This window comes from Leptolyngbya sp. AN10 (genome assembly GCF_050565645.1).
In the GTDB taxonomy this organism is placed as follows: domain Bacteria; phylum Cyanobacteriota; class Cyanobacteriia; order Leptolyngbyales; family Leptolyngbyaceae; genus Leptolyngbya.
The window spans coordinates 38726-63127 of sequence record NZ_JBNXVP010000029.1 but is presented as its reverse complement, the minus strand read 5'-3'; the positions used below and the strand labels follow the sequence as shown (position 1 = coordinate 63127).

The window sequence follows — 24402 nt, the reverse complement described above, 5'->3', positions numbered from 1 at the left end:
ATGGATGACACAGGTTCGATCGTGACAGTTTAATCGACTGAATCTTCCTGAAGTGCTTGGATGCGCTCTTCATCTGTTAGTTTAGGAAACACTTCTGTCTGTTCCTCATATTCATAAATCAACATTCCTAAAACTCGCAAATAATCACGAGCATCATCATTCAGAGGATTGCTCAATACTTGATTAATTCGCTCTTGCGTTGCTTGTAATAGTGCTTCATCTTGAATTGGGCGCGGCGGAAACTCTGTCACCAACCGCAAATAGAAGTCACTAGGAGCTTTGAAATTAGCCATCATTCTTTACCCAACTACAAAGGCTTCGACAGTTTGAAAGCAACAGAATAGGGGAGATTCTGACATTTGAATAATTCTTGCTCGTTTTTGGCGAGATGTGCTCGATCGCTCTTCAGCCTCGGTTCCTCAAAATCAATCACATCAAATCCAGCCAGCTTAAAAGCTTTCCAATAATCTGATAACGGTCGGTGAAACCAGATAAAAGAACTCGTAAAGTGTTTCCACGGCGGGTCTTCGCGTTTCTGCCGCCCAAAATACGATTCTTTCCAATGATATGTGACAGAACGATCGTCATTCGCCCTCGCCATTCCTTGATCAAAACAAGGATGCGAAAACATCAAAACCGCAATTCCGCCCGGTTTTAGCACTCGATGAAACGCGAGAACTGCTCCTTCTAAGTCGGGCAAATCCATTAGAACATAATTGGACACAAGCAAATCAAAGTGCTCGTCTGGCAGCGTTTTGAGTTCTGAGCAGGAATCTTCGTGAAAGTCGATCGATAACCCTTTTGATTTCTGTTGCGCGATCGCTAACATTTCAGAAGACAGATCAATTCCTGTGACGATCGCCCCTTTTTGACAAAGTTGACGCGATAGATATCCAGTACCACAACCCGCATCCAGCACTGTGTGACCGTTCACATCTCCCACAAATTGCCAAAGTACCGGATCAGAATTGAGAAGACGATTGCGATCGCCCAAATCCCCAACTTGGATCTCCCAATCTTGAGCTTTCTGATTCCAGGATTCGTAAATTTCTTGTTCCATAACTTCGCAAGATAGCTGGAACAGGTCAGGCTGACACGATTAACCCTGTTTCGGAAAATGCGTTACTTCTGCATAACCGCTGAAGATCAGCTTGTCGCCTTCGGTTTCTAAGCGATTCAGGCGCATCGTAACCCCATCAAGATTAAAGCGATCAAGATCCACCATATTATTCAAAATTTCAGCAAACGTATTGCTCAAAAGCTCCGAAACCCCACGTTGCGCTTCAGGAATATCATCGCCATTGAATTGAGGATTTTGGAACAGAATGCGGCGACGACGTTCGATCTCGATCGTGGCAGTCAAACTAATCGGAATCAGCCCGTTCGGTAAGCTTGCCTTGGCAGAAATCTGAATCTGATTTTCGGGCAGCAGCTTTAATTCCACATCCGAAAACGCGACAGGTTCGCCGCCTGAGAGATCCATCAGCTTCGAGTCCGTGACATTTTCCATTCGCGGTTTCACAAGTTCTGATCCGAACGCCTTATTAATTCCCGCTTCGGTCAAAATCACCTTTGCGACCGCTTGTGCTGCTTGCTTCAGGCGAATCTTACCGGAAAGGACAGACCCGAAATCGATCGACACTGAATCAGTCTCGAACCACATCTCCTCAACCCAAAAGTCGCGGCGAATCAGCAATCCGCGCCCGCTCATCTTGAAACTATCAATACTGCCTTGGAGCAGCTTGCTGGAAGGAAAACACTTCAAGGAAACGTCCACAGATTCACTTTGCGTAAATAAGTGGCGAATCGATTGGCTCAGTACAGAGTTCAGCATCTGTTCGCCGAAGTCCGTCTTGTTGGAAGGGGGCTTAAAGCCAGTAAATCCGCCGAACATAAGCATTTTGTTTATCTAGCTCCACCTATTATGTAACAGATTATTAAGACTAGCAACAAACGACGAATAGATAGCGATGCTGCAAGGCTTCAGTGATCTGAATCATTCGTTTGTCTGAGGTTCGTGATACCTGTCACTTGATGAAAAATCTGTGAACTTCGTTGACGTTGCCCGGAGATCTAAGCAGAATTACGGAAGTAAGGTACAGCATTACGTATCGCCTTACAGAGATTTCGAGCCAGTAATCAGCAAGAACGCTGATATTGATTCATCACTCCAGGGTCTAGTTGAGAATCCCAAAACTGGGTTGCATCACCTTCAACGTAATCAAACATAACTTAATAAAACCACTAAATGCGGATTTAGTGTGATTTGGAGGTGCTATGACAAACATAAGCTGCGATGTGAATCCCGCTTCTCAAGGTTGGTTGGGACGCGCGATCGCACTCTGCCAAAACGGTTGGTACGAAGCCGCGATCGCGTGTCTCGATCGTGCGGAAACTCATAATCCCGACACTTGGCACTATCGCGGCTATGTTTTGGGCAAGCTCGGACGCTATGAAGCCGCGATCGCGTCCTACGAGCAAACGTTTGAACTCGGTTGCACCGATCCGAAAGCTTGGTACAACTGTGGGCAAGCCCTGGCAAAATTGAAGCGCTACCACGAAGCGATCGAACAATACGATCGAGCGATCAAACTTGATCCCAAGAATCACAAGCCCTGGTATCAGCGCGGAAAAGCTCTTGCCTACTTAGGACGCTACCAAGAAGCCTTGAGAAGTTTAGAAAAAGCGGTCGAACTGCAACCGAACTACTACAAGGCTTGGGGCTATCGCGCTCAGATTCTCGGCAAGCTTGGCTCCTATCAAGAAGCGGTGAAAAGCGTTAATCAAGCGCTCAAGTTCGAGCCTGATGACGTGAATCTGTGGAACTTCAAAGCTTACGGATTGTGGAAATTGGATCAATATTCGGAAGCTTTGGAAAGTATCAATACTGCGATCGCTCTCACGCCAAAAAGCTACCAACCTTGGTGTATGCGGGGAATGATTCTCGGTTCGATGGGCGAATTCGAGCGAGCCAGTGCAAGTTTTACCCAAGCTCTGGAAATGCAGCCCGATCAAATGTCAGCATTATTGAATCAAGCGATCGTTCTTCGCAAACTTGGACGACTCGAAGCTGCTCTTAGCTACATCGATCATGCGCTAACCATCGATCCCCAAAACTTCAAACTTTGGGTGGTACGTGCTCTGATCCTGTGGGAATTGAAGCGAGTTGAGGAGGCATTGCAAAGTCTCGATCGAGCGCTCTTACTCCATCTCAATCACCCGAAAGTTTGGCAGTATCGCGGCACGATTTTAGACAGCATTCAGCGGCATGACGAAGCGATCGGTAGTTATATTCGAGCTTTGATGATTGAACCTTACGACTCAGAAGGTTGGGTTTCGCTTGGTTCTGCGCTTCAGAATGCAGGACGATACGACGAAGCGATCGTGTCTTATGACAAAGCTTTGGGAATTGAGCCAGACGATGCAGGTGTGTTTTACTACGAAGCTTGCTGTTACGCAATGCAGAAGAATTCGGAGTGGGCGTTGGAACATTTGAGACGTGCGATCGCGCTTGCACCCGGATATCGAGAAATTGCCGCAAACGATTCTGCCTTTGAGAAGTTGCGTCAGGATCTTCGCTTTCAAGCCTTGATTTACTCGCGTTCTGTCGCAAGCGTGATGACAGGAGCCAGCTAGTCCGGTTGGATCAGAAAAAGCCCGTTGTCTTTAGACCATGAAACGATTTCTGATCATCGTCGGTATTACCACTCTGATCCTGACCACTTTTCAGCTATTCTCACCCGCCCAAGCTCAAATCGGACTTGTCGAATCGCGAATTGCTCGACTTGAATCTGCACTTGTGGGGATTCAATCGCAACTCACTCAACTCAGCGCAAACCGCCCTGCTCCGAGAGTTTCCGTCCCTTCCCCCTCAAATGTTCGGCTTCCGTCGAGTCCTTCTAGATTCACGGATGCTCAATTCGATCGACTAGCCACCCTGGTGATCGAATCCCGCGATCGGATTCAAGCCTTAGAAGAAAAAGTTGCGAGACTCGAAAAACGATGAATTTCTGCGTACTTTCTTTTCGCAACGTATACTAAATCACGCTGTATTCAATTGATTTCTCCCTGGAATTAAAGTCGAAAAGACTCTATCTTGTTCCACAACAACGAACGTTACTCCTTCCTTCACCGAGACAATTCCTACAAACGCATGAAGAGGCTTTTTCAGGTTTCTGCGATCGTCCTAGCAGGATTCGCCACGTTTTTGATTGCCATTCAATCCGGACAAGCCGAATGGCTCGACGGTCTTCGCATCAAACCTTCAGAACCCCAACAACTGATCAGTTTTCAGCAAGACACCGCCAACGCCAGCGATTTGCTCTCTAGTGCCTGTGCAATCAAGCCGATTCCGCGACCCGGCAGACTGAGAAACCTTCCTGCCATTCAAGGCATTCCTCCTCTCACAAGATTTCGTCTAGATTCACCACCCAATTCGACCTATCAACCGAGAGAAGAAGTCGCGATCGCCCATCCTTCCAACTTCGGGCGGCGATTCACCGAAGATTTGTCAGGTCGTCCAGTCAACAATGACCCGATCATCGTTCTGCATGAAACGGTGGGTTCGGGCAGTTCTGCTATCAATTATTTCCGAACGCCGCACCCCCGCGACAATGATCAAGTCAGCTATCACACGCTAATTCGTGAAAATGGCAATATCGTCTATCTCGTTCCACCCGATCGACGTGCTTTCGGTGCAGGCAATTCTATTTTTAATGGCAACAAAGGAACTGAAGCGGTCAAAACCAATCCCGCCTTTCCACCCTCGGTCAATAACTTCGCTTATCATATTTCGCTAGTTACCCCGCCTGATGGACGCGGGAATGGAGCTAGACACAGCGGATATACCCGCGCTCAGTATCAGTCTCTCGCTTGGTTAGTCGCGAAAACAGGGATACCGAACGATCGCATTACGACGCATCGACTCGTGGATCGATCGCGCCAACGTAGCGATCCTAGAAGTTTTAATGCCGAATACTTTGCCCAACTTCTAGCGGCTTTCCCAAAAACGAATGATATTTCAATGCAATGCACCCTGCCTGCGATCGCACAAGAAGAATAAAAAAACAGGGACGCTTTTAACTGTCCCTGCCTAATTCACAGATGATTCGAGAGTTAGACGAGTCTCAGGTAGATCTTGTTGAGTGTATCGTTCATATTTGCTTCGTCCAACTTGTTGTTCGTCGTATCTACTTCTAGACCTGCATTTCCTGTTGGATCAATCCAAGCCGATAGATAGAAGGGTCGGTTCTCGCTCCAGATGCTCGAACTTGCATCGGGAAGTTCAAATTCAAGCTGGAAGGTTCTTGTTTCTTTTTCACGCAGCACAGTCGGACTGTCTATTGGGAAGAGATTGAGTAAGGCTCCAAACGCGCCAGTTGTCCCTGCACGTCTGACCCCGACTAAAGGATCATTGTCATCGATCGTTGTATCCGACGACAGAACAAACCGAATCGGCAAGAGAGTTGCGTCAGGGAAGGCGCGATTTCCGAGGTTCGCCAGCGTGAAGGAAGCCGTCATCCGTTGACCCGCCGCAACCAATCCAGTCGCTGTGAAGTTGGTTCCAACCAGTTCGATCGTTTCGGTTCCAGCGATCGCCAAAGCTGCCTTATCTCGACCTAATGCCACGTTGAAGTTGTCATTCTCGTTGCTTTCAGTCAGTTTGTTATTCGGATCGACCACCATACCCACCGTATAGTCACCGTCCACATACCAGAATCCGGCACTGGTCTCCGGTAAACGTAGCGTCACCGTGAGCAATTCGCTAGTTGCTCCTGCCGCAAGCGGGGCTGCCAAGGTGTAGATATTCGAGGTTGCACCCTCAATCCGCAGAAGTTCATCTGAAGGAGTTAGCGAGATTTGTCCATCGCGAGACAGCCGGAAGCCAACTTCGAGATTCGTCAGCGTGGTCGAACTGTTGTTTGTGACTCGGAATTGTGCCGTTACTGTGTTTTTGCCGTCTGGCGTGGTGGATGGAGTCAGCGTGAGCGAATTACTCGCCAGTGAAAACTCAGCGCTGGTTACATCGGTCACTTTGGGTCTGCCTGTCGCATTCAGCGTGTATGGTAGAACCGCCTGATTCGCCGTGGAGACTTTGACCACATAAGCGCCACCACTCAACAGCATTTCAGGACTAATAGAAACAGCACTGCCCAGTGACCCGTTTTGCTGAATTTGGAAGAGTTCTAGAGTTACGCCGGACTGAGCGACATTCAGAGTGACGTTTGATTCTGTTGCGAGATTGAACTTGAAGAAATCGGCATTTCTAGGAGAAACGCGATCGCTATAGTTTCCTGTTCCATCCAACAATCCAAGATCAAACGCGGTTGCCGAGAAAAAGTCACCCGTTGCAGAACGTCCACTAATCTCAAACGGATCACTCGTCACTTCTCGCTTCATCAGACCTTGAACTCGCCAACCGCCCGCTTGCGCTTTCAATGTCTCTCTGCGGGTAATGGCAGAACCATTCATCAGCAGAATTTCTTGACTGCCATCGGTCTCATTGCGGTAGAGAATGTCTTCTTTGCCATCGCTGTTAAAGTCACCTACACCCGCGATCGTCCACCCTGTTCCCCGGTTGTAGTTCTGTCCCGATAGCGTAATAAATCCACCGCCACTGGCAAATCCGCGTCCAGTATCGTTCATCAGCCAGACGACTAAATCTCCGGAGTTGCGGTTGCGCCAGAGCAAATCTTTATTACTCTTGTTCACGGCTCCGTCAAAGTTGCCGAGTGCTTCAACTTGCCAGTCTGATGTGACAGAAGGGGTTGTCCAACCAAAGTCAACGCTCACCCCGTTCATTAACCAGAAGGCGGCTGTACCAGAGAACGTATTCCGGAACATGATGTCGGTTTTTCCATCGCCATTGAAATCACCGAAAAATTGGGGTCGCCACTCTGTCCCAGGACCGTAACTTGCTGCGTTTGTCACCGCCATGCCATTCATTTGCCAGATTGCGACACCCCCATTCAGCGGATTGTGAAACACAATATCTGCTTTCAAATCGCCATTCATGTCAGCCGCAGCAACAGGGTTCCAGCCTCCTCCCACTGTGAAAAGGCTTCCGTTAACCGCTCTTCCATCCCGGAGCATCCAGATCACAACTTGACCGCCGTTGGCATTGTGCCAGACAATATCGGCTTGTTGATCTCCGTCCAAGTCCTTCACAGCAGCGATTTGCCAATCTGGAGGAATGATGTTTTGAGAGACCCGATCGCCCGCAACGGGTTCTCCTCCTTTGAACATCCAGTAGTAGGTTCTTCCGTCATTGGCATCTCGCCAGATGAGGTCATCTTCACCGTCGGCATTGAGATCAGCGATGCCCTGAATTTGCATATTTGAGGGCTGGGCTGGATATTGCGTCTCTGCTCCCAGGGTTGCCCCGTTTATTTTCCAGCCCATGACTTGAGAAGGAGAGCGCCAAAGGATGTTGTTTAAGTCGGCATCTGCGTTGACAGCAACGTTTAGGGTATACGCAGCACTGGGGATGTTGTCGCCGAGGGTAACTTCGATCGTATAAATTCCTTGAGCGACCTCGTTGAGCAGAATCGATTCGGAGAGTTTGCCTTTGTTGGTTGACTCTCGAATCAGCGATCGCTGTCCACCTGCGCTAGTCGGTTCTCGAAACACGCGCAAATTCGCATCGCCAGAGAGACCTGTCAATGACAAGTTTGCGGCAGCGCTTTGGAAGGTCGTGAGATTCAGTTGATAGGCAATGGTTCGATTCGTCGTATCGACGGTTCCGCTGAAAGTAGAAGGAATCAGTGGGTTTTGAATGAGTTGTGGCGAAGACATACTGTATTGACTTTGGCTAAAGTGCGATCGAAATGCTTGACGTAGTATTCCCGTTTGGGAAGCTCGAAAAGCGGGACACAACTCTCAATTCAGCCGAAGTCAACAGAGTGGAATACTTAGAAGAATTTAGATGTAAAAATTTGACATCACTTCAGAGTGAATACTGAAAAATGTTGGCGCTTTCGATTTAAATAAGTGAGACTGCGGAATTAGAATTCGATTCCAGGTTGGGCTCTGATTCCTTGTTCTCGAAAAGGATGTTTCACGAGAGTCATTTCAGTTACAAGGTCTGCCTGTTCAATCAATTCGGCTGGCGCACCTCGCCCCGTTAGAATCACATGAGAATCTTCAGGCTTCTGAGCGAGTCCTGCGAGAACGGTTTCAATTTGGAGATATCCGAGTTTTAGAGCGATGTTCACTTCGTCGAGTAGAACCAGGCGAAAATCAGGATTTTGAATATAGGAAAGGGCAGTTTCCCAAGCTTCTGTGGCTTTAAGAATGTCACGATCGCGATCTTGAGTTTCCCAAGTAAAACCTTCTCCCATTGCATGAAATTCGATCTGATCGCCCCAATGCTCGAAGGCTGCTTTTTCCGCAGGTTCCCAAGCTCCTTTGATGAATTGCACGATCGCGACTTTGTAGCCGTGACCGAGCGATCGTAAAACCATTCCCAAAGCAGCAGTCGTTTTCCCTTTGCCGTTTCCGGTATTAACGACAATTAGACCTTTTTCGCGAGTACGATCGGCAATTCGTTGATCTTGAACTTCTTTGCGGCGCTGCATTTTGGCGCGATGTTGTTCAGCGTTTTCGAGCATAAGTCACACAGTTGTTGAGGGGATTGATCTTACCGTATCTGTGCTGAGATCAATCTCTAAAAAATGCAGCGTTTTGCAGTTGTCGATCGTGAACCTGTTGCGACTTATCCTTGCGGCACTCCGATTCGACGCTAGAGATTTGAATTGTTAGTCTTTTGGGTGGGCGAATTGCTCACCCTTTTTTAGCGGCATAACATTATGGATGAGTTATTGATTGAGAAGATTCGGGATGACTTCGATCGCATTGCGCTTCACGAACAACAACGATGGGATCACAACAATCACTATTTCTCATTTTTGTTAAATCAGTTGCCGTCTTCCGGTCAGAAAGCGCTTGAAATTGGATGCGGAACTGGAGAGTTTTCGAGAGTTTTAGCAGATCGAGGTTGGGAAGTTTGCGCGATCGATCTCTCACCAAACATGATTGAAATTGCTCGATCTCAGTCTTCACCCAATATCGATTTTCAAGTTGCAGATGTTTTGAAATGGAAGTTTCCGATCGAGCAATTTGATGCGATTGTGTCGATCGCGACTCTGCATCACGTTCCTTTAGAATTGCTACTACCAAAAATCAAAGCGGCATTAAAACCGAGTGGAAAACTTGTGATTTTGGATCTAGTCGAGCCTGAAGGAGTCGATCGATTAATTGATATTGTTGCTGTTCCAGTGAACTGGGTTTATGAGAATTTGAAAAATCGTGAAATTGAGCGATCAAGAGAAGCGATCGAGGCAATGCGCGAACACCTTCGCACCGATCAGTATCTAACCAGTTCTCAAGCAAAAAAGATGTACTCCCGATTCTTGAAAAACGTCCGAATCAGAAGACATCTCTTTTGGCGATATTCAGCAGTTTGGACGAAGTAAGCTCTACTACGGAGATTGTGGAACTTCACCACCAGGAGCTAAAGGAGCCGTATTTGAAGGCGCGGGAACCTGTGGGGAAATCGGCTGAAGTGGAGCAGTCGGCGTAAGATTCGGATTCGCGGGATTCGTTGGCAACGTATTCGTTGGAGCCGTTGGACTGGGAACCAGATTCGGAGCCGGAGTAATTTGTGGAATGGTTCCGGGAGCTTGAGGCTGTCCTTGTTGGGGTTGTCCTGGTTGTTCGGCAGCAGTGGAAAGCGCAACGCGATCGGGAGCAACTTGCCGCAGAATGTCCATCGTTTGAATGACATCATTGTAGAACGCAGTTTGTGAGGCTGCGATTACTAAGAGTCCTTCGGGTCGCTGTTGGTGATAATCCTGAGCAAGTTGGAACAGTTGAGCACGATCGATCAGTTGTCGCTGTCCCTGATTCGACCAATACGTTTGCCCATTGGAGTCAATGTTGATCACAAGTTGATCACTCGTCAGTAGGCTACTCGTCTGGGATGAAGGAAGCTCTAGTCCGATTCCTTGTTGGCGAGTGAGTTGAAGCGCGGCAAGAATAAAGAACGTGAGAATACAAAAGATCACATCGATCAGCGGGATGATCTGGATCTGAGCTTCATCAGGTTGAGAGTCGAGATTTACTTTCATGGCGCTGAGTCGAGTGAAGGATTAGATTTCGTCTTTGTGATGCAATTTATCGTGAGTCAGTTGCCATTTTTGGCGGTACAGCAATTCTAGATCGTTGCCTGTGCGACGAAAAATCTTTGCCTGATTGAAGATGAGTCCTTGAAACACTCGGTAAAAAGCAAGGCTAAAAATCGCGACGACTAGCCCAGTTGCAGTACTAATCAGCGCTTCTCCGATCCCGGTTGTTACGCCAGCGGTTGAAGCGGTTCCAATGTCGCCAATTCGGATCGATCGTAATGACAAAATCAGACCAATCACAGTTCCCAACAGTCCAAGCAATGGGGATAAAGCGATGACTGCTTCGAGGATTTTGTCTCCACGCCGCATGGATGCGATCTCCTCATCGGCAGAAGATTCGAGTGCAAGACGAAAAAGTTCTGGATCAGGATTTTGCAAGCGCATCGGAGCATAGAGAAAGCGTCCGATCGGTTGATCATACGACTGACGTGCGATTTCGACCGCTGCTTCCCAATCGCGTCGTGAGGTTTCGAGAATCCGTCCTGCGACTTCTTTCTCTTTATTTAGGACGTTGAACCAAAACCACGATCGCTCAATAATGGCTCCAAGCGACAAGATTGAGAGAACAAACAGCGGGATCATGGTCACGCCGCCTCTTTCAAACAGTTCAATGATGTTCATGATTGCTCTTCCTCTCTGTGCGTCCCTCGTAGCATCTTGTTGAATCGGGTTTTTAAAGATTCCATAAAATCTTACTGCGCGATCGACGGTATTTCCGTTCATTTCTAAAAGAAAAAAGAACTCCGCAACCGAATTGGGTACAGAGTTCTCAATTTGATCCCAGAAAGATTAGAACGATCGATTGAGGTCTTCCCATGCAGAAATCGTCTGAGGCACGATCGGCTGGATCAATCGAGAAATTGCATCCGCATAGAAGTGAATTTCTTGCTGTGCGCCTTCGCCTTTCCGCAGTCCAATAAAGTGCAGAACGGATTGCAGCGAAACCGTCCAAACCCAAGACGTATAAACGCTTGGAACCAGAACGCCGCGAGCCTGTTCCCGTCCAACTCCTAATTCGAGCAAATCTTTGTAAGCTTTATAGCTGGCTTCACATTGAGTGCGATAGATGTCTAGCGCTTGTTGATTCTGCTCTTCAGGAATTTCGCCAAAAGTCGCTTGCCGATTGGATTTGGACTGCTGGCGGAATGAAGCAGGAACGTAGAAATCTTCAGAATCTTCGATCGCAACATAGCGAAAACTCTTCTCATTCCAGCCAACTTGCTCATCGTTGTGTGAAGAAGCGATCACGTGCTTCCACCACTGACGGGCGACAAACAGCGGCGCTTTCACTTTGAACTTAAACACAACACCGCGAAACGGAGATGTATGATGATGCTGAATCAAGTAGTGAATCAGTTTGACATCTTTCTCATCCAGGTCGATCGAGACTTTATCAAAGCTGGCTCTGGCATCGTTCACAATGTCCAAATCGCTGCCCATGTGAGACAAGAGCGCGATCCGACTTTTGCCATCGTTGAGCGGATCGATCGAGGGAAATTCTGCTGTGCGATTGGGCAACGCTGAATCAGACATATCGGTGAAATTGGGAACAGCAATAGATTGAACCATGAAAGATTCCTCAAACGATGGATTGGAGTGAGACGCTATAAGTAGCGCTCAATTTAACTTCAATTTGAGAAAAGCGCAAGATGCAGACCAAGAACTTAATTTTCCGGGAATCGCTCTAGAGCCGTGAAAAACAAGAAAGAGGAATTCGCGATCGAACATCTCCTGCCCCAAAGTTAACAAGATCGATTAAGCTTACTCCATATCTCTTGCAGTTTTTTCAAAAGGCTTTGTTGTGCCCAAACGTCTCTCTATCCTCTCCATTTGCTTGATTCTAGGACTGTGGACGAGTCAACCCGCGTTCGCTCAAGCGCTGATCCCCCATGCCCCCCAAGTTGATTTTGACAAACTCGAACAGCAGGGTCTTGGACTGATTCAAGAAGCGTCACAACTCGCACAATTCAATCAGAATCAGTTAGCACTTGCACGCGCAAGATTGGCAGTACAACTCGCTCCCAAACGTCCTGAAACTTGGGCAATCTTAGGCGGTTTGTATCTGGAGACGAAACGAGCCGACGAAGCGATCCCCGCCCTTCAAAGAGCAGGTTCACTTGATCCCAAGAATCCTGCGATCTTGTTCGCTCTGGGAACCGCACATTTCCAAAAAGAACAGTACGAAGAGTCGATTAAGCAAATTCAGGCAGGGCTGAAAATCAAGCCTGATGTGGCTGGAGCTTATTTCGATATGGGCAATGCGAATTTGATGCTGAAACGAAATCGTGACGCGATCGCGAATTACGAAAAAGCGGTCTCGATCGATAAAACATTTTGGCCTGCGATCAATAACATCGGACTGATTCGCTACGAGGAAGGCAAGATCGACGAAGCGATCAAACTTTGGCGGCAATCGGTCGCGATCGATCCCAAGACCACCGCAGAACCGCAGTTAGCGATCGCAGTGGCACTTTTCCGAAAAGGCAATCAAACTGAGGCATTCACACTCGCAGAAGCGGCACTAAAAGCAGATGCGAGATATGGTGAACCCAAATTCTTAGTTGAGAATCTTTGGGGCGCAAGATTGATGGCGGATACCCAAAAATTCTTTGCAGTTCCACGAATTCAAGCCGCGATCGCTCAAGCGCAATCCGCCCAAGCTGCCCAAGAAGGTCGCGGACAATAATTTAACCCATTTCGTAAAGTGTCTGGTAAGTTAGGCAATGAATTTCTAATCAGTTGTGCAGGGGTGGCATCGTGCGTGTGAAAGCCGTATCGCCAGATTATTATCATCACCGTAAAAGTCGTAAACGATCGTTTCCTTGGTTGCTGCTCTTGACTCCATTCGTTTTATGGATGGGAGTGCGATCGGCAAGACTACATTTTGAGCAACCCGATGCCATTCTGGTGTTAGGCGGCGCAGAAGAACGAGAAATTTTTAGCGCGAAATTTGCTAAACAACACCCAAATTTACCCGTTTGGATTTCTTCTGGTGCGCCGCGTGACTATGCAGAGCGAGTATTTTCCAGAACGGGTGTGGATTTGCAGCGGTTGAATTTGGATTACCAAGCGGTGGATACGGTGACGAACTTTACGTCGTTAGTCGATCGATTGCGTCAGAAAAATGTTCGCAGCGTTTACTTGATTACTTCGGACTATCACATGCGTCGCGCTCAGGTAATCGGAGAAATTGTTTTTGGCAGTCGCGGGATCAATATTCAGCCCGTCTCGATCCCGTCCAATCATGCAGACGAACCGCTTTCTAAAGCTTTACGAGACGGAGGACGGGCAGTGCTTTGGGTCGCGACTGGACAAACTGGGGCGCAGCTTGCTCCGGTGAAAGAACGCTAAAGAACACAGACTGAATAAGCCTAGCGATTGAAATCGCGACCACGCAGACAAAACCCGCCTTTGCAGGTTAAGAAATGGCTGTTAGAGGGTGTTTGAGAAGTATAAAAAGCGGCTTTGCTGCGTTGCGAGTCCGCCCGGAAATAAATCTCCGGGCTAATGGAGGAAACCCCGCTGAAGCGGGCTGGGAGCGCAATTCGGAGTTCTTAGCCCAGTTGAGTGGGCTTCCCCCGATTAGCCCGGAGATTCATTTCCGGGCGGGTGAATGCGATGAACGATTACTTCTCCAACACCCTCTAAGTCCGCCTTCGGGGACTTCGTTTGTATCGCCGCGAATGAAATTCGCCAGGGTTCAAGGTTGTTCAATTCACACTCCTAAGCCGCTAATTCTTGAATCAATACGTAAGGCTGAAGAATCAAAGCCTGAAACCGTTTGGTCTGATCCTCATTCCAGACCGACTTCTGCTCGATCGATGGTTTGTAAATCAGACAATCTTGAATCCACCGTTGAACTGAAGTAGTTTGATCGTTGGCGATCGCATATCCAACATCCACGAGATCCAGTGAATCGGATACCATGATCACCGCATCGCGATCGGCATGAGGCATCAACCATTCCCACTCTGCTTCGTCTAAAGATTCTCTTAGTTCTGCTTTTAAATCTGACATGGCTCGAATTCTTAAACTAATTTTCGCGATCGCGCTCTCATTATTTTGCGGTCTAGCTCACCCTAATGCAATCCAAGCCGAACCTGTCAGCGATCCCCCAATTAGCTCAAACCTTGATGTCAACACGATCCCATCCGAAAAATTGAATCAATTCGTACAGGCTTGTTTGCAAGTCGTCGCACTGATTGAACGACGAGAAGGAGAATTGCAGGCAGCGGAAACGGATTCGGAATCAGCGCGGATTCAGCAAGACATTGAAGGAGAAGCGATCGCGATTATTGAAAAAAATGGATTAACTCGGCAGGAATATTTGCAACTTTTGAGTCTGGCGAACGTCGATCCAGAATTCGGGGAACGGGTCGCAACTTTGCTACAAGAAACACCGAGCTAAAAGAGTTCGGAAAAAAGCTTGCAACTTTAGTCAAATCGATTAGAGTAAACGTCTGAAGCCCAGACCGAAACCCGGTAGATTTCGAGATTTATCAGTTGCTTGAGATCCACCAAAACACCTGTCAGAATGGCTTCAATTCTCAGTCTTACCCGTTGCTCCGCGATTCGTATCCTCACAATGACCAGCATCGCCCCCGTGTCACGCACCGAACTGTCCCAGCGCCGTCAAAAACTTCGTCGCCAGCGTCGCACTCGATTCCTGCAAACCAGTTGGCGCAACGTTGCGATCGCAGGTTTTGCCGCAAGTGCGCTCTGGGTGGCAACGCTGCCTGCCTGGGTGATTCGCAAGCCAGAGCAGGTTACAATCAAAGGCAACCGATTTATCTCTGAGCAGACAATTCGCACACTTTTACCGATCGCATACCCGCAATCGCTCCTGAAAGTGCAGCCCCAATCGATTTCAGACGCGCTCAAGGCAAAAGCTCCAATCGCAGATGCCACCGTCGATCGACAATTGTTTCCGCCGAGTTTGACGGTACGAGTTCGGGAGAGAGTCCCGATCGCGCAAACGGTTTCTAAAACTTCTCAACCCGGACTAATCGACGAAACAGGCGTGTGGATGCCGCAAGACAGCTACACGAACTTGAACCCAAACTTCAAATTGCCGCCCTTTAAAGTTATTGGCAACCCAGAGCGTTATCGTTCCAATTGGACGACCTTTTATCGCACCATTCGCCAGAGTCCAGTCAAGATTTTGGAAGCGAACTGGGAAGATCCGGCAAATTTAATTCTCAAAACCGAACTGGGTGCGGTACAGTTTGGTGTCTACGGTTCAAACTTTCCGACGCAACTCAAAGTGTTAGATGAAATGCGACGGTTGCCGAGTCGGATGAATGGGGCACAAATTTTGTCGATCGACTTAAGAAATCCAAATTCTCCGGTTCTACAAATGAATGCGACAAAAACTCCGGTAAAATTAGGTACTCCATAGAGCAAAAGTTGTGGGAAAATTTCCAGCCAACGGTCGCGAGTCCTGATAAGCTAATGTGCTAATCGAGTTCAGTCGCCCTTTTAGACTTCTCTTTTGTTCATCTCCATCGCTTGAAATCCCAATGACGCTTAATCATAATGAGTCGAATGCCAACCCAATGACGCTGAATCACCAGCCTGAATCCGGCATTGCCACCTCGAATACGGAAGGGCAAATGAATAACTTCTCAACCTCGGACAATTCCAATCCGTTTAATTCTGGGCTGTATCATAACCAAGGTCTGGGTCTTAAGACGGTTCCTGAAGATGCAAGGAGTGGTGATATCGTGCCTGGAAGCGTTGCAAGGATTAAAGTGATTGGCGTGGGAGGTGGCGGCAGTAATGCGGTCAACCGAATGATTGCAAGCGATGTGGCTGGAGTTGAGTTCTGGTCGATTAATACGGATGCTCAAGCGCTGGCGCAATCGACCTCGATGAAACGGTTGCAGGTCGGTCAGAAGTTGACTCGTGGACTCGGTGCAGGTGGAAATCCTGCGATCGGTCAAAAAGCGGCAGAAGAATCTCGTGATGAGATCGCTGCGGCGCTTGAAAATGCCGATTTGGTCTTTATCACCGCTGGGATGGGTGGCGGCACTGGAACAGGTGCGGCTCCGATCGTGGCTGAAGTGGCAAAAGAATTAGGGGCGCTAACCGTTGGGATTGTGACTCGTCCGTTTACATTTGAAGGGCGGCGGCGAACAGGGCAGGCGGAAGAAGGAGTCGCTGCACTTCAGAGCCGTGTGGATACGCTGATCATTATTCCAAACGATAAGATTCTTTCGGTCGTTTCAGAACAAACTCCAGTTCAAGAAGCGTTCAAAACGGCTGATGATATTCTGCGCCAAGGGGTGCAAGGGATTTCAGATATCATCACGATTCCTGGATTAGTGAACGTGGATTTCGCCGATGTGAGAGCGATCATGGCAGATGCGGGATCGGCGCTAATGGGAATCGGGATCGGTTCTGGGAAGTCGAGAGCGAGAGAAGCGGCGGTTGCGGCAATTTCTTCTCCGCTGTTGGAAGCTTCGATCGATGGTGCGCGTGGCGTAGTCTTCAACATCACAGGCGGATCGGATCTTACCCTGCACGAAGTGAGCCAAGCGGCAGACATTATCTATGAAGCGGTTGATCCGAATGCCAATATTATTTTTGGTGCAGTGATTGACGATCGATTGCAGGGCGAAATTCGGATTACCGTGATTGCGACTGGATTTACTCAAGAGGTACAGCCGCAAGCGAGTCCGAAGGGTGCAACGGTTCCACAACCGAAAGCTCGATCGATTTCTGCTCCTCCGGTGAGTCAACCTTCTGTTACTCCAGAATCAACGCAGCCGAAACCACCAGGACTTGATATTCCTGAATTCCTAAGAACGAGACGCAAGCCGCAGAAATAGGGCTTCGTTTTGAGTGGGTTGCGCCCCCTAAATCCCTCAATTCTGGGGGATTTTGAGTTTTTAGGGAATTTTTAGGACTTGAATGGATTCACCTGCGGAAATGTGGGTTTGTTCGATCGACATTTTTCCAAGGGCGTTCATTCCAGCCAGATTAATCAAATTCCCTGACAATCGAGCGCCGCCAGTGGGAGTGAATTGGAATGTGTGATTTGCGATCGACACTGATCCCACAAGATAAAGTTCGCGCTTTCCGTCTGATTTCAAATCCTGAGTTGTGACAGCATTGAAAAACTCTGGTTGCCAACCGTGAGCGAGTCCTGATAATTTCCGAATCGCAGGTTGAGCAAATCGTAAAAACGTCACTAAAACTGATCCCGGATTTCCAGGCAGACCGAAGAACAGCGTTGAATTTGGGAAGGTGGCAAAGGTCAGCGGTTTACCGGGTTTAACTGCGATCGAGCGAATCCGAATGTCTGCGTTTAATTCTTCGAGAATGCGATCGACATAATCGTAATCCCCGACTGAAACGCCACCTGAAGAGAGAACCACATCGGCGGATTGAACGGCTTTGGCGATCGCATTTTTTAATTCAGTTGGATCGTCGCGGATGATTCCTAGAGAAATCACTTCGGCTCCCATTTCTGCAACTAGGGCTTCTAGTGCGTATTGATTAGAATCTACAATCTGTCCGGGTTGAAGTGACTGATCTGGAGTGACTAACTCGCTGCCTGTTGAAAGGATTGCCACTCGTAAGCGACGGAAGACTGGAATTTCTAGACATTGAGCGGCTGCAAGAATCGCGATTTCAGGCGCTTTGAGAACTGTACCAGGGGTGAGTAAAGGATTTCCAGCTTGATAATACGAACCGCGATATCGCACGAATAAGCCTTGTTTTTCGGGAGGCGTGAGGATAGAAACGCGATCGCCGTCTCGTTTCGTTTCTTCCTGCATAATCACTGTATCCGCACCCGCAGGCATTACCGATCCTGTAAGAATTCTTGCGGCTTGTCCGGGCTGTAGTGTTTTCTGCGGTTGAAACCCTGCCGGAATTTCTTCAATCACTTCTAAAGATGTGGGTTCTTTGACATCCTCGAATCGAACCGCATAGCCATCCATTGCAGAATTATCCCAGTGAGGAAAGTCGAGCTTGCTGGTGATTGGCGCGGCGAGAATACGATCGCGACACTCTTTCAATCTAATGATTTCCGTTTGCCCGATCGCTTGAATCGATTCAAAAATCAGCTTTTCCGCTTCTGCTACTGATAGCATGATCCAAACCCAAAGTAAGATAATCAATACTTAACACTAATGCGAAATATGCCTCCGAACCAGGTTTATCCCGTTGTTTGGGATCGCGATCGCGTTCTCTTAATCGATCAAACTCGTTTACCGGGCGAATACGCTTTGGTCGATATTCATCGCTGTGATGATATGGCACGAGCGATCAAAACTATGATTGTTCGGGGTGCACCAGCGATCGGAGTAGCGGCAGCTTACGGAATTTATCTAGGAGCGCGAGAAATCGAGGCAACGAACCGCGAACAGTTTTTGGCACGATTGGAAAAAGTCGCAGAACAGTTACGGGCAACTCGTCCCACTGCGGTGAATTTGTTTTGGGCGATCGAGCAAATGCTAAAAACGGCACGTCAAACGCTCGGATCAGTCGAATACCTTAAAGAAGCGTTACTACTCGCAGCAAAACAGATTCAGGAAGATGATTTAGAAACTTGTCGATCGATTGGCGATCATGGTCTTGCCGCTTTACCTTCTACACCTGAGAAACTGCGGCTTCTCACACACTGTAATGCAGGTGCATTGGCAACAGCGGGATATGGAACGGCTTTAGGAGTTGTGCGATCGGCGTGGGCTGCAAACCGTTTAGAGCGAGTCTACGCCGATGAAACGCGACCTCGATTGCAAGGGGCGAAACTCACCGCTTGGGAATGCGCCCAAGAAGGAATTCCAGTGACGGTGATTACCGATAACATGGCGGCTCATTGTATGCAGCGTGGAATGATCGATGCCGTTGTCGTGGGAGCCGATCGGATTGCGGCGAATGGAGATGCGGCGAATAAGATCGGAACTTACAGCGTGGCGTTAATTGCAAAAGCGCATAATATTCCGTTCTTTGTGGCGGCTCCAGTTTCAACGATCGATTTTCAAATTTCCGATGGCAGTCAGATCCCGATCGAAGAACGCGATCCCGTTGAGATTTACCAAATCGGTGAGACGATCATCTGTCCACCTGGAATTGAGTATTACAATCCTGCGTTTGATGTAACTCCAGCGGAATTAATTACTGCGATCGTGACTGAGTTTGGCGCGTTTGCTCCCAATCAAATTCAGGCGAGATTACATCAGCGAGTTGTTTAAGTCCGATCGCTCTTTTCAGCTTCAGGAACCGGAATCTCAACGGGTGGCTCTTCAGGTTGAATAGCTTCGACAGGCGGTTTAGGCTCGACGGAAGGCTCAATCTGTGGACTCGGCTCAATTTCGGGTGTTGGCTGAATTTCAGGTTTTGGTGATTCAACGACGCTAATTGGGCGCGAGACTGGAGTATCTTCTTGTGGTTTCCAAAGCGATCGACTTCGACGAGCAACTTTTTCCGGTTTGGGTGAGTTCAAATTAATTTCTTTTGAAGTTTTACGAGGTTCGTCTGGATTTCTGAGCTTCCAATCCCGAAATTCTCGATCGCTTTGAATCTGATCAATTAACGAGTTGTATTGTTCAGTTGCCCAATATTGATTCTCTAATTTCTGTAGTTGTTTCGCAGTTTCAAATGCTTGATGCCACTCGCGTTTCTCTACTTGAGTTAGCGCAGTTCTCATCAAAGATTCGCCTTTTTCCCAGAGCAATTTCCACGATCGTACTTTTGCTTCTTCGGAAAGCGATCTCACGATCGAAATCCCTTTCTCTAAATTTCCAGCTTGTATTTCAGTTTCAGCTTTAGTTAAGAGTTCAGCCTTCCAGCGTTCAATTAGTTGTGTACTTTGCTGATGGTAAGGATCATCGATCGGAACGTTTTGAAGCATCTCGATCGCTGCGGCTAAACTTTCGGGTGTGTCTCGATCGGCGCGTCGTTGGGCGCAATGGAGCCGCGTGGAAACGGGAGAATTATTCTCGACTTGAGAACACTCGATCGAGTAGGGATTTCTGAGAGAGACGAACGCGATCGCGCCAATTCCCACAGGCAAAGCCAGCAATCCGATCAGGCATTTTTTCTGTAACCGATTCATGCGATCTGCTCCTGAAACGCTTGTTTTCAGAGTTGGCAAGTTCAGAAGCGGACTATTCATGAGTCATAGAAAATTTATTAACGCCACATCGATCGTAGAACTGGGCAAAATGCAGAGAAGCGATCAAGAAGTTGTCAACCGCGTATGAAGCAGTTCATCCAATCCAAAAGATTCCTGTTATTTCTTGCTGTCCTCTTATTGAGCATTCATCAATCGACGATTCTTGCCTACTACGATTTTGGTCAAGAAGCGGTACTGGCAAACCTCGATCGAATTCCTAGCGCTCATGTTCCAAATGCTTTAGTTCTAAGCTACATTGGACGACTAGAACTCGCTAAGATATGCACAAAGATGGCTGTCTATGCGATTCCACTATTTCTAATTCAGGCTGTCTTCGCTGCAATATATTGCTCTGCTGACTCGGTAAAAAGTAAACGGTATGCTGCTCTTACAATTTGGCTCTTACCTGCCTTACTTGGTGCATTTACTGTTGTTGGCACTGCTGTCTACCTAATGTCTCCACTGTTTACAGTCGTTACGTTTCCTGGATTCATGTTGGTTCGAGCAGGGGAGCAAACCCATGTTGAGGACTTTACTGAAGGTTGGATTCCTGCGGTTGCTACGATCGGTTGGTTTCATCTCTTTTGGTTAGCCGTGACAATCAGGGCATGGTTTTTTCGCAGATATTAGAAAGCGCAACCAGATAGTACTAAAGCTCTTCCTAGCGCAGTTCCTCAAATTCTTCTTCTGTAATTCCAAGCTGATCCAGGATTTCATGAAATAACCAGCCCCGATTTCGCTTTTGCCATGAATCGGGATTGTTGTCGCTCTACCGTCAGGATGTTTCCAACGCGCATGACTTCCTTTTTGACGCACTTTCTCAAAGCCCAATTGCCGCGCAACCTTGCAACCTTGGCAAGTTCACTCGCTTTAGCTGGCATGAGTAACAACCAATTCGACATCCGAGGGCAGAGATCGACCTTCTTCTTGATATTCTTCTCGGATCATGTCAAACACATTCTCAAGCTCGGCTCTCGCTTCTTCTGAAGTCTGTGCCCAGGCGTGACATCCTGAAATCGCAGGCACATAAGCCACAAAAGTGCCATTGTCTTCTGGGCGAATGACGATCGTATAGTCTTGCAAGGTTTTCATCATCAAGGAGAATCAGGCGTTTCTTCCACCATACCTCGATAGTCAAAAGCACGATCACTCGAATGAAGCTTTATCTGCCAATTAGATCGATCGGGAAACTTTAAGCTGTGAGATGGGACAATCACCCCACAGCTTTAGACTCCACTACAGCAAATTTTGGAATTCCGATCGAGCTTGGATCGTTTTCAGCACTGCTTTAATATCCTGAGTTCGATCCTTTTTCACAATCAAAGTGACTTTGCCATCTCGAACAATCACCGTATCGTCTAAACCGATCGTGACCACCACTTCATCGTCATCTGAGGTATAGACGATCGCGCCAGTCGTATCCATGCCAACGTGCTGACCTAATTCGACATTCGGGCTATCAGATTTCATCAAGCGTTCGATCGCGCCCCAGTCGCCCAAATCATCCCAGCTAAATCGCACAGGAAGCACACACGCTCGATCGGTCTTTTCCATCACGGCATAGTCAATACTGAGTTTCGGAACCGTTGAATATGCTTCGATTCCTTTTTCTTCTAGAAGCTGAATGATTTCGGGAGCGTGTTTGTGCAATTGATCAAGCATCACTTTTGCTTGAAACACGAACATTCCGCCATTCCAGCTAAAGCGACCACTGCTGACAAATTCTTCTGCTGTGTCTCGATCGGGCTTTTCCGTGAACCGATCGACTTTATAAGCAGGATAGCCATCGTAGAATCCAATCTTCTCGCCTTGCTCGATGTAGCCGTATCCAGTCGCGGCATGAGTGGGCGCAATTCCGAGAGTCACGATCGCATTATTTTGAACCGCTGCATCTACGGCAGCTTTTAACGTCGATTCAAAAATGTCTTGTTCTGCGATCCAGTGATCCGCCGGGAAAAATCCCGTCACCACATCGTCACCGTAGCGCTTTGCAACCTCGATCGTACTCCATGCCACAGCGGGAGCCGTATCGCGTCCTTCTGGCTCGACTAGGATGTTTTCCGGTGGCAATTCGGGGAGTTGTTCGCGGACACCTTCCGCTAAATGAGAAGCCGTCACAACCCAGAGATTGTTCCAGCCGCCAGCGGTATCGAGTAAGCGATCGGCAGTCGTTTGTAAAAGGCTTCTTCCGCTGCCGTCTAGACAGAGAAACTGTTTCGGGCGGTGTTTGCGGCTGAGGGGCCAAAAGCGTTCGCCTTTTCCACCTGCCAGAATAATCGGAACTAGAGATTGGGTCATACGTTGTTCACCGAAAAGGGGGCTAGTTAGATCGCGCAGTGCCCAAGATTTTAATCAATCACCGGACACTCTGGCGGCATCTTCGCGGACTCTTCTCATTTTTCCCAAGACCATATTAGTTTGTCGCGGATTTTACGGTTTCCTCCGGACTTCGACTCTAGTTCAATGATTCCGATCGAGAACACTAGCCGAATGTCGAAGTTCAAGTGTAGAATTCCCAGGGACTATCTAAGCGTTGTTGCGGTTGTTTTGTATCTGAAGCTACGAGAGCACTCTATCGGTTTGATGAGAGCAAATATCTCTAAAAGCTGAAGGAAAGAGGAAACTTTCCAGCTAAGATGACGACAAGCAACGCAGACACTGACCGAACTGTTTTTGAGGTGTGAACGGAGTGAAAGAGTCTAAGCGACAATCCACGCTAGAGCCTTCTAGCGCGACTGAACGGGTCATCCCCGAATCTCGATCGACCGTTCCCAATGCACTTCCTCAAAAGCCGTCTTTGGGTCGAACTGTCTTATGGGTTGCTGGACTGTTGGGAGCCGCAGCGATTTCAGCAACGCTTGGAACAACATTGGCATTGTTGGCTCCATTACCGGGAACGAATCCGGATCAAGGGCGAAGATTATTTGGTGATTTGTGGACGAGCGGATTTCAGTACAAGGTTTCTCGTCCGGTGAATGTGCTGGTGATGGGAATCGATCGCGTTTTAGATGCGCCTGCGGGTTCGGATCAGGTCTTCTCAGGTCGCAGCGATACGATGCTGCTGTTGCGAGTTGATCCGACGGATAATTCGGTGAATATGCTTTCGATTCCGCGTGATACACAGGTAGAAATTCCAGGAATCGGAGTGACGAAGATTAATCAAGCGAATGCGAGTGGTGGTCCGCTTTTGGCGCGGGAAACGATTAGTCGGACTTTGAATGGAATTACGATCGATAGATATGTTCGCGTCAGCACTGATGCGTTTCGAGAATTAGTCGATCTGTTGGGCGGGATTGAAGTGTATGTCCCGGAGCGAATGGAATACACCGATAACACTCAAAAGCTCAAGATTGATCTCCAACCGGGTTGGCAGACTTTAGATGGCGATAAGGCGGAACAGTTTGCTCGATTCCGACACGATTCGTTTGGGGACATTGGACGGGTTCAGCGGCAACAAGCACTGATCAAAGCCTTACGTGCAAAGTTGACGAGTCCCTTGGTGATTCCTCGGATTCCCAGTTTGATTGGTGCGATGCAGAAGTATATCGATACGAATCTGAGCATTGAAGAAATGCTGGCGCTGGTGAATCTTGGGCAGAAGCTCGATCGAGATGATTTCAAAATGGTGCTGTTGCCGGGACGATTTAGCGCTCCGAATGAGTTTCGCGCCAGCTATTGGATCATGGACTCACAGGGACGCGATCGTGTTCTTCAGGAGTATTTCAAGGATTCCTCTACGGTTGCTTCAAGTGAGCCGCCATTGGCTGATTTGAAGGTTGCGATTCAGAATGCGTCGGGTGATCCTCAAGCTGGAAAGCAGTTTGCCGAGTATCTGGCATCGCTTGGATATACCAACGTGTATCAAGCAGAAAATTGGAAGGATCTACAGCAGAAAACGCAGATTATTGTGCAGCGAGGCGATTTGCAAGGTGCAAAAGTGCTGCAAAGTTCAATGGGATTTGGCAGAGTGGAAGCGACTTCGACGGGAGAGTTAGATTCTGATTTGACGATTCGGATTGGGAATGACTGGAAAACTCAGCAGTCAAGATTTCCGCAGTATCAGCCATAAGCGTTAGGCTTAAGGAAACCTTT

General features: G+C 48.0%; 26 protein-coding genes. 12 read left to right on the top strand and 14 right to left on the bottom strand.

The annotated features are described in order from the left end of the window. Positions 1-29: 29 nt before the first annotated feature. Genes ACQ4M5_RS30065 through ACQ4M5_RS30055 form a run of 3 tightly spaced genes read right to left on the bottom strand, consistent with a single transcriptional unit; the run spans position 30 to position 1894 of the window. Positions 30-293 carry a hypothetical protein gene (locus ACQ4M5_RS30065; protein ID WP_430679480.1) on the bottom strand — a complete coding sequence of 88 codons (264 nt, stop codon included), beginning with the start codon at positions 291-293 and terminating at the stop codon, positions 30-32. Positions 294-307: 14 nt separating this feature from the next. Further along, complete coding sequence (locus tag ACQ4M5_RS30060) at positions 308-1060, bottom strand: class I SAM-dependent methyltransferase (protein ID WP_430679479.1); 753 nt, start codon at positions 1058-1060, stop codon at positions 308-310. Positions 1061-1099: 39 nt separating this feature from the next. Next, the gene (locus ACQ4M5_RS30055) at positions 1100-1894 is read right to left on the bottom strand and encodes an LmeA family phospholipid-binding protein (protein ID WP_430679517.1); all 795 of its coding nucleotides are present in this window, start codon (positions 1892-1894) and stop codon (positions 1100-1102) included. A 383-nt stretch (positions 1895-2277) separates the two neighbouring features. Here ACQ4M5_RS30055 and ACQ4M5_RS30050 point away from each other — a divergent pair, with 383 nt between their 5' ends. From ACQ4M5_RS30050 to ACQ4M5_RS30040, 3 genes are all read left to right on the top strand, one after another. After that, a complete protein-coding gene (locus tag ACQ4M5_RS30050; RefSeq protein WP_430679478.1) occupies positions 2278-3636 on the top strand; it encodes a tetratricopeptide repeat protein in 1359 nt (452 codons plus the stop codon). Positions 3637-3673: 37 nt separating this feature from the next. Continuing rightward, positions 3674-4006 carry a hypothetical protein gene (locus tag ACQ4M5_RS30045; protein ID WP_430679477.1) on the top strand — a complete coding sequence of 111 codons (333 nt, stop codon included), beginning with the start codon at positions 3674-3676 and terminating at the stop codon, positions 4004-4006. A 147-nt stretch (positions 4007-4153) separates the two neighbouring features. Then, on the top strand, positions 4154-5062 hold the full coding sequence (locus ACQ4M5_RS30040) for an N-acetylmuramoyl-L-alanine amidase (protein WP_430679476.1): 909 nt from the start codon (positions 4154-4156) through the stop codon (positions 5060-5062). Between the two features lie 53 nt (positions 5063-5115). On the opposite strand, the gene ACQ4M5_RS30035 is transcribed toward ACQ4M5_RS30040, so the two are convergent. Continuing rightward, positions 5116-7794 (bottom strand): FG-GAP-like repeat-containing protein, encoded by a 2679-nt coding sequence (locus ACQ4M5_RS30035; protein WP_430679475.1) that lies wholly within the window; start codon positions 7792-7794, stop codon positions 5116-5118. A gap of 209 nt (positions 7795-8003) precedes the next feature. Continuing rightward, a complete protein-coding gene (gene cobO / locus ACQ4M5_RS30030; RefSeq protein ID WP_430679474.1) occupies positions 8004-8609 on the bottom strand; it encodes a cob(I)yrinic acid a,c-diamide adenosyltransferase in 606 nt (201 codons plus the stop codon). 198 nt (positions 8610-8807) lie between these two features. Between cobO and ACQ4M5_RS30025 the strand changes: the two genes are divergently transcribed. Further along, positions 8808-9473, top strand: a complete 666-nt coding sequence (locus ACQ4M5_RS30025) for a class I SAM-dependent methyltransferase (RefSeq protein WP_430679473.1) — start codon at positions 8808-8810, stop codon at positions 9471-9473. Between the two features lie 6 nt (positions 9474-9479). Here ACQ4M5_RS30025 and ACQ4M5_RS30020 read toward each other — a convergent pair whose 3' ends face one another. The 3 genes from ACQ4M5_RS30020 to thyX all read right to left on the bottom strand — a co-directional run bounded on the left by ACQ4M5_RS30020 (position 9480) and on the right by thyX (position 11753). Next, on the bottom strand, positions 9480-10127 hold the full coding sequence (locus ACQ4M5_RS30020; RefSeq protein ID WP_430679472.1) for an ExbD/TolR family protein: 648 nt from the start codon (positions 10125-10127) through the stop codon (positions 9480-9482). Between the two features lie 21 nt (positions 10128-10148). After that, complete coding sequence (locus tag ACQ4M5_RS30015; protein WP_430679471.1) at positions 10149-10805, bottom strand: MotA/TolQ/ExbB proton channel family protein; 657 nt, start codon at positions 10803-10805, stop codon at positions 10149-10151. A 168-nt stretch (positions 10806-10973) separates the two neighbouring features. Further along, positions 10974-11753: an FAD-dependent thymidylate synthase gene (thyX, locus tag ACQ4M5_RS30010; protein ID WP_430679470.1), complete on the bottom strand. Its 780-nt coding sequence runs from the start codon at positions 11751-11753 to the stop codon at positions 10974-10976. Positions 11754-11985: 232 nt separating this feature from the next. Between thyX and ACQ4M5_RS30005 the strand changes: the two genes are divergently transcribed. Beyond that, positions 11986-12870 (top strand): tetratricopeptide repeat protein, encoded by an 885-nt coding sequence (locus ACQ4M5_RS30005; RefSeq protein ID WP_430679469.1) that lies wholly within the window; start codon positions 11986-11988, stop codon positions 12868-12870. Positions 12871-12941: 71 nt separating this feature from the next. After that, positions 12942-13535: a YdcF family protein gene (locus ACQ4M5_RS30000; RefSeq protein WP_430679468.1), complete on the top strand. Its 594-nt coding sequence runs from the start codon at positions 12942-12944 to the stop codon at positions 13533-13535. 372 nt (positions 13536-13907) lie between these two features. On the opposite strand, the gene ACQ4M5_RS29995 is transcribed toward ACQ4M5_RS30000, so the two are convergent. Further along, a complete protein-coding gene (locus ACQ4M5_RS29995) occupies positions 13908-14201 on the bottom strand; it encodes a DUF2288 domain-containing protein (RefSeq protein ID WP_430679467.1) in 294 nt (97 codons plus the stop codon). Between ACQ4M5_RS29995 and ACQ4M5_RS29990 the strand changes: the two genes are divergently transcribed. From ACQ4M5_RS29990 to ftsZ, 3 genes are all read left to right on the top strand, one after another. Beyond that, the gene (locus tag ACQ4M5_RS29990) at positions 14200-14592 is read left to right on the top strand and encodes a DUF4168 domain-containing protein (protein ID WP_430679466.1); all 393 of its coding nucleotides are present in this window, start codon (positions 14200-14202) and stop codon (positions 14590-14592) included. The two genes, ACQ4M5_RS29995 and ACQ4M5_RS29990, sit on opposite strands and share 2 nt — an antisense overlap. A gap of 177 nt (positions 14593-14769) precedes the next feature. Beyond that, complete coding sequence (locus tag ACQ4M5_RS29985; protein WP_430679465.1) at positions 14770-15582, top strand: cell division protein FtsQ/DivIB; 813 nt, start codon at positions 14770-14772, stop codon at positions 15580-15582. A 121-nt stretch (positions 15583-15703) separates the two neighbouring features. Next, positions 15704-17014: a cell division protein FtsZ gene (gene ftsZ / locus ACQ4M5_RS29980; RefSeq protein ID WP_430679464.1), complete on the top strand. Its 1311-nt coding sequence runs from the start codon at positions 15704-15706 to the stop codon at positions 17012-17014. A 60-nt stretch (positions 17015-17074) separates the two neighbouring features. On the opposite strand, the gene ACQ4M5_RS29975 is transcribed toward ftsZ, so the two are convergent. After that, positions 17075-18283 carry a molybdopterin molybdotransferase MoeA gene (locus ACQ4M5_RS29975; protein WP_430679463.1) on the bottom strand — a complete coding sequence of 403 codons (1209 nt, stop codon included), beginning with the start codon at positions 18281-18283 and terminating at the stop codon, positions 17075-17077. Between the two features lie 39 nt (positions 18284-18322). Here ACQ4M5_RS29975 and mtnA point away from each other — a divergent pair, with 39 nt between their 5' ends. After that, positions 18323-19387 carry an S-methyl-5-thioribose-1-phosphate isomerase gene (mtnA, locus tag ACQ4M5_RS29970; RefSeq protein WP_430679462.1) on the top strand — a complete coding sequence of 355 codons (1065 nt, stop codon included), beginning with the start codon at positions 18323-18325 and terminating at the stop codon, positions 19385-19387. Here mtnA and ACQ4M5_RS29965 read toward each other — a convergent pair. After that, entirely contained in the window at positions 19384-20310 is a 927-nt protein-coding gene (locus ACQ4M5_RS29965) for a hypothetical protein (protein WP_430679461.1), read from the bottom strand. The two genes, mtnA and ACQ4M5_RS29965, sit on opposite strands and share 4 nt — an antisense overlap. Positions 20311-20394: 84 nt before the next feature. Here ACQ4M5_RS29965 and ACQ4M5_RS29960 point away from each other — a divergent pair, with 84 nt between their 5' ends. Then, positions 20395-20940 (top strand): hypothetical protein, encoded by a 546-nt coding sequence (locus ACQ4M5_RS29960; protein WP_430679459.1) that lies wholly within the window; start codon positions 20395-20397, stop codon positions 20938-20940. Here the strand turns inward: ACQ4M5_RS29960 and ACQ4M5_RS29955 are convergent. The 3 genes from ACQ4M5_RS29955 to ACQ4M5_RS29945 all read right to left on the bottom strand — a co-directional run bounded on the left by ACQ4M5_RS29955 (position 20899) and on the right by ACQ4M5_RS29945 (position 22608). Beyond that, positions 20899-21126: a type II toxin-antitoxin system HicA family toxin gene (locus ACQ4M5_RS29955; protein ID WP_430679457.1), complete on the bottom strand. Its 228-nt coding sequence runs from the start codon at positions 21124-21126 to the stop codon at positions 20899-20901. The two genes, ACQ4M5_RS29960 and ACQ4M5_RS29955, sit on opposite strands and share 42 nt — an antisense overlap. A 54-nt stretch (positions 21127-21180) precedes the next feature. Then, the gene (locus tag ACQ4M5_RS29950; RefSeq protein WP_430679455.1) at positions 21181-21405 is read right to left on the bottom strand and encodes a type II toxin-antitoxin system HicB family antitoxin; all 225 of its coding nucleotides are present in this window, start codon (positions 21403-21405) and stop codon (positions 21181-21183) included. Positions 21406-21546: 141 nt separating this feature from the next. Further along, positions 21547-22608 (bottom strand): mannose-1-phosphate guanylyltransferase, encoded by a 1062-nt coding sequence (locus ACQ4M5_RS29945; RefSeq protein ID WP_430679454.1) that lies wholly within the window; start codon positions 22606-22608, stop codon positions 21547-21549. A 391-nt stretch (positions 22609-22999) separates the two neighbouring features. On the opposite strand from ACQ4M5_RS29945, the gene ACQ4M5_RS29940 reads away from it, so the two are divergent. After that, complete coding sequence (locus ACQ4M5_RS29940) at positions 23000-24379, top strand: LCP family protein (RefSeq protein WP_430679452.1); 1380 nt, start codon at positions 23000-23002, stop codon at positions 24377-24379. Positions 24380-24402 lie beyond the last annotated feature (23 nt).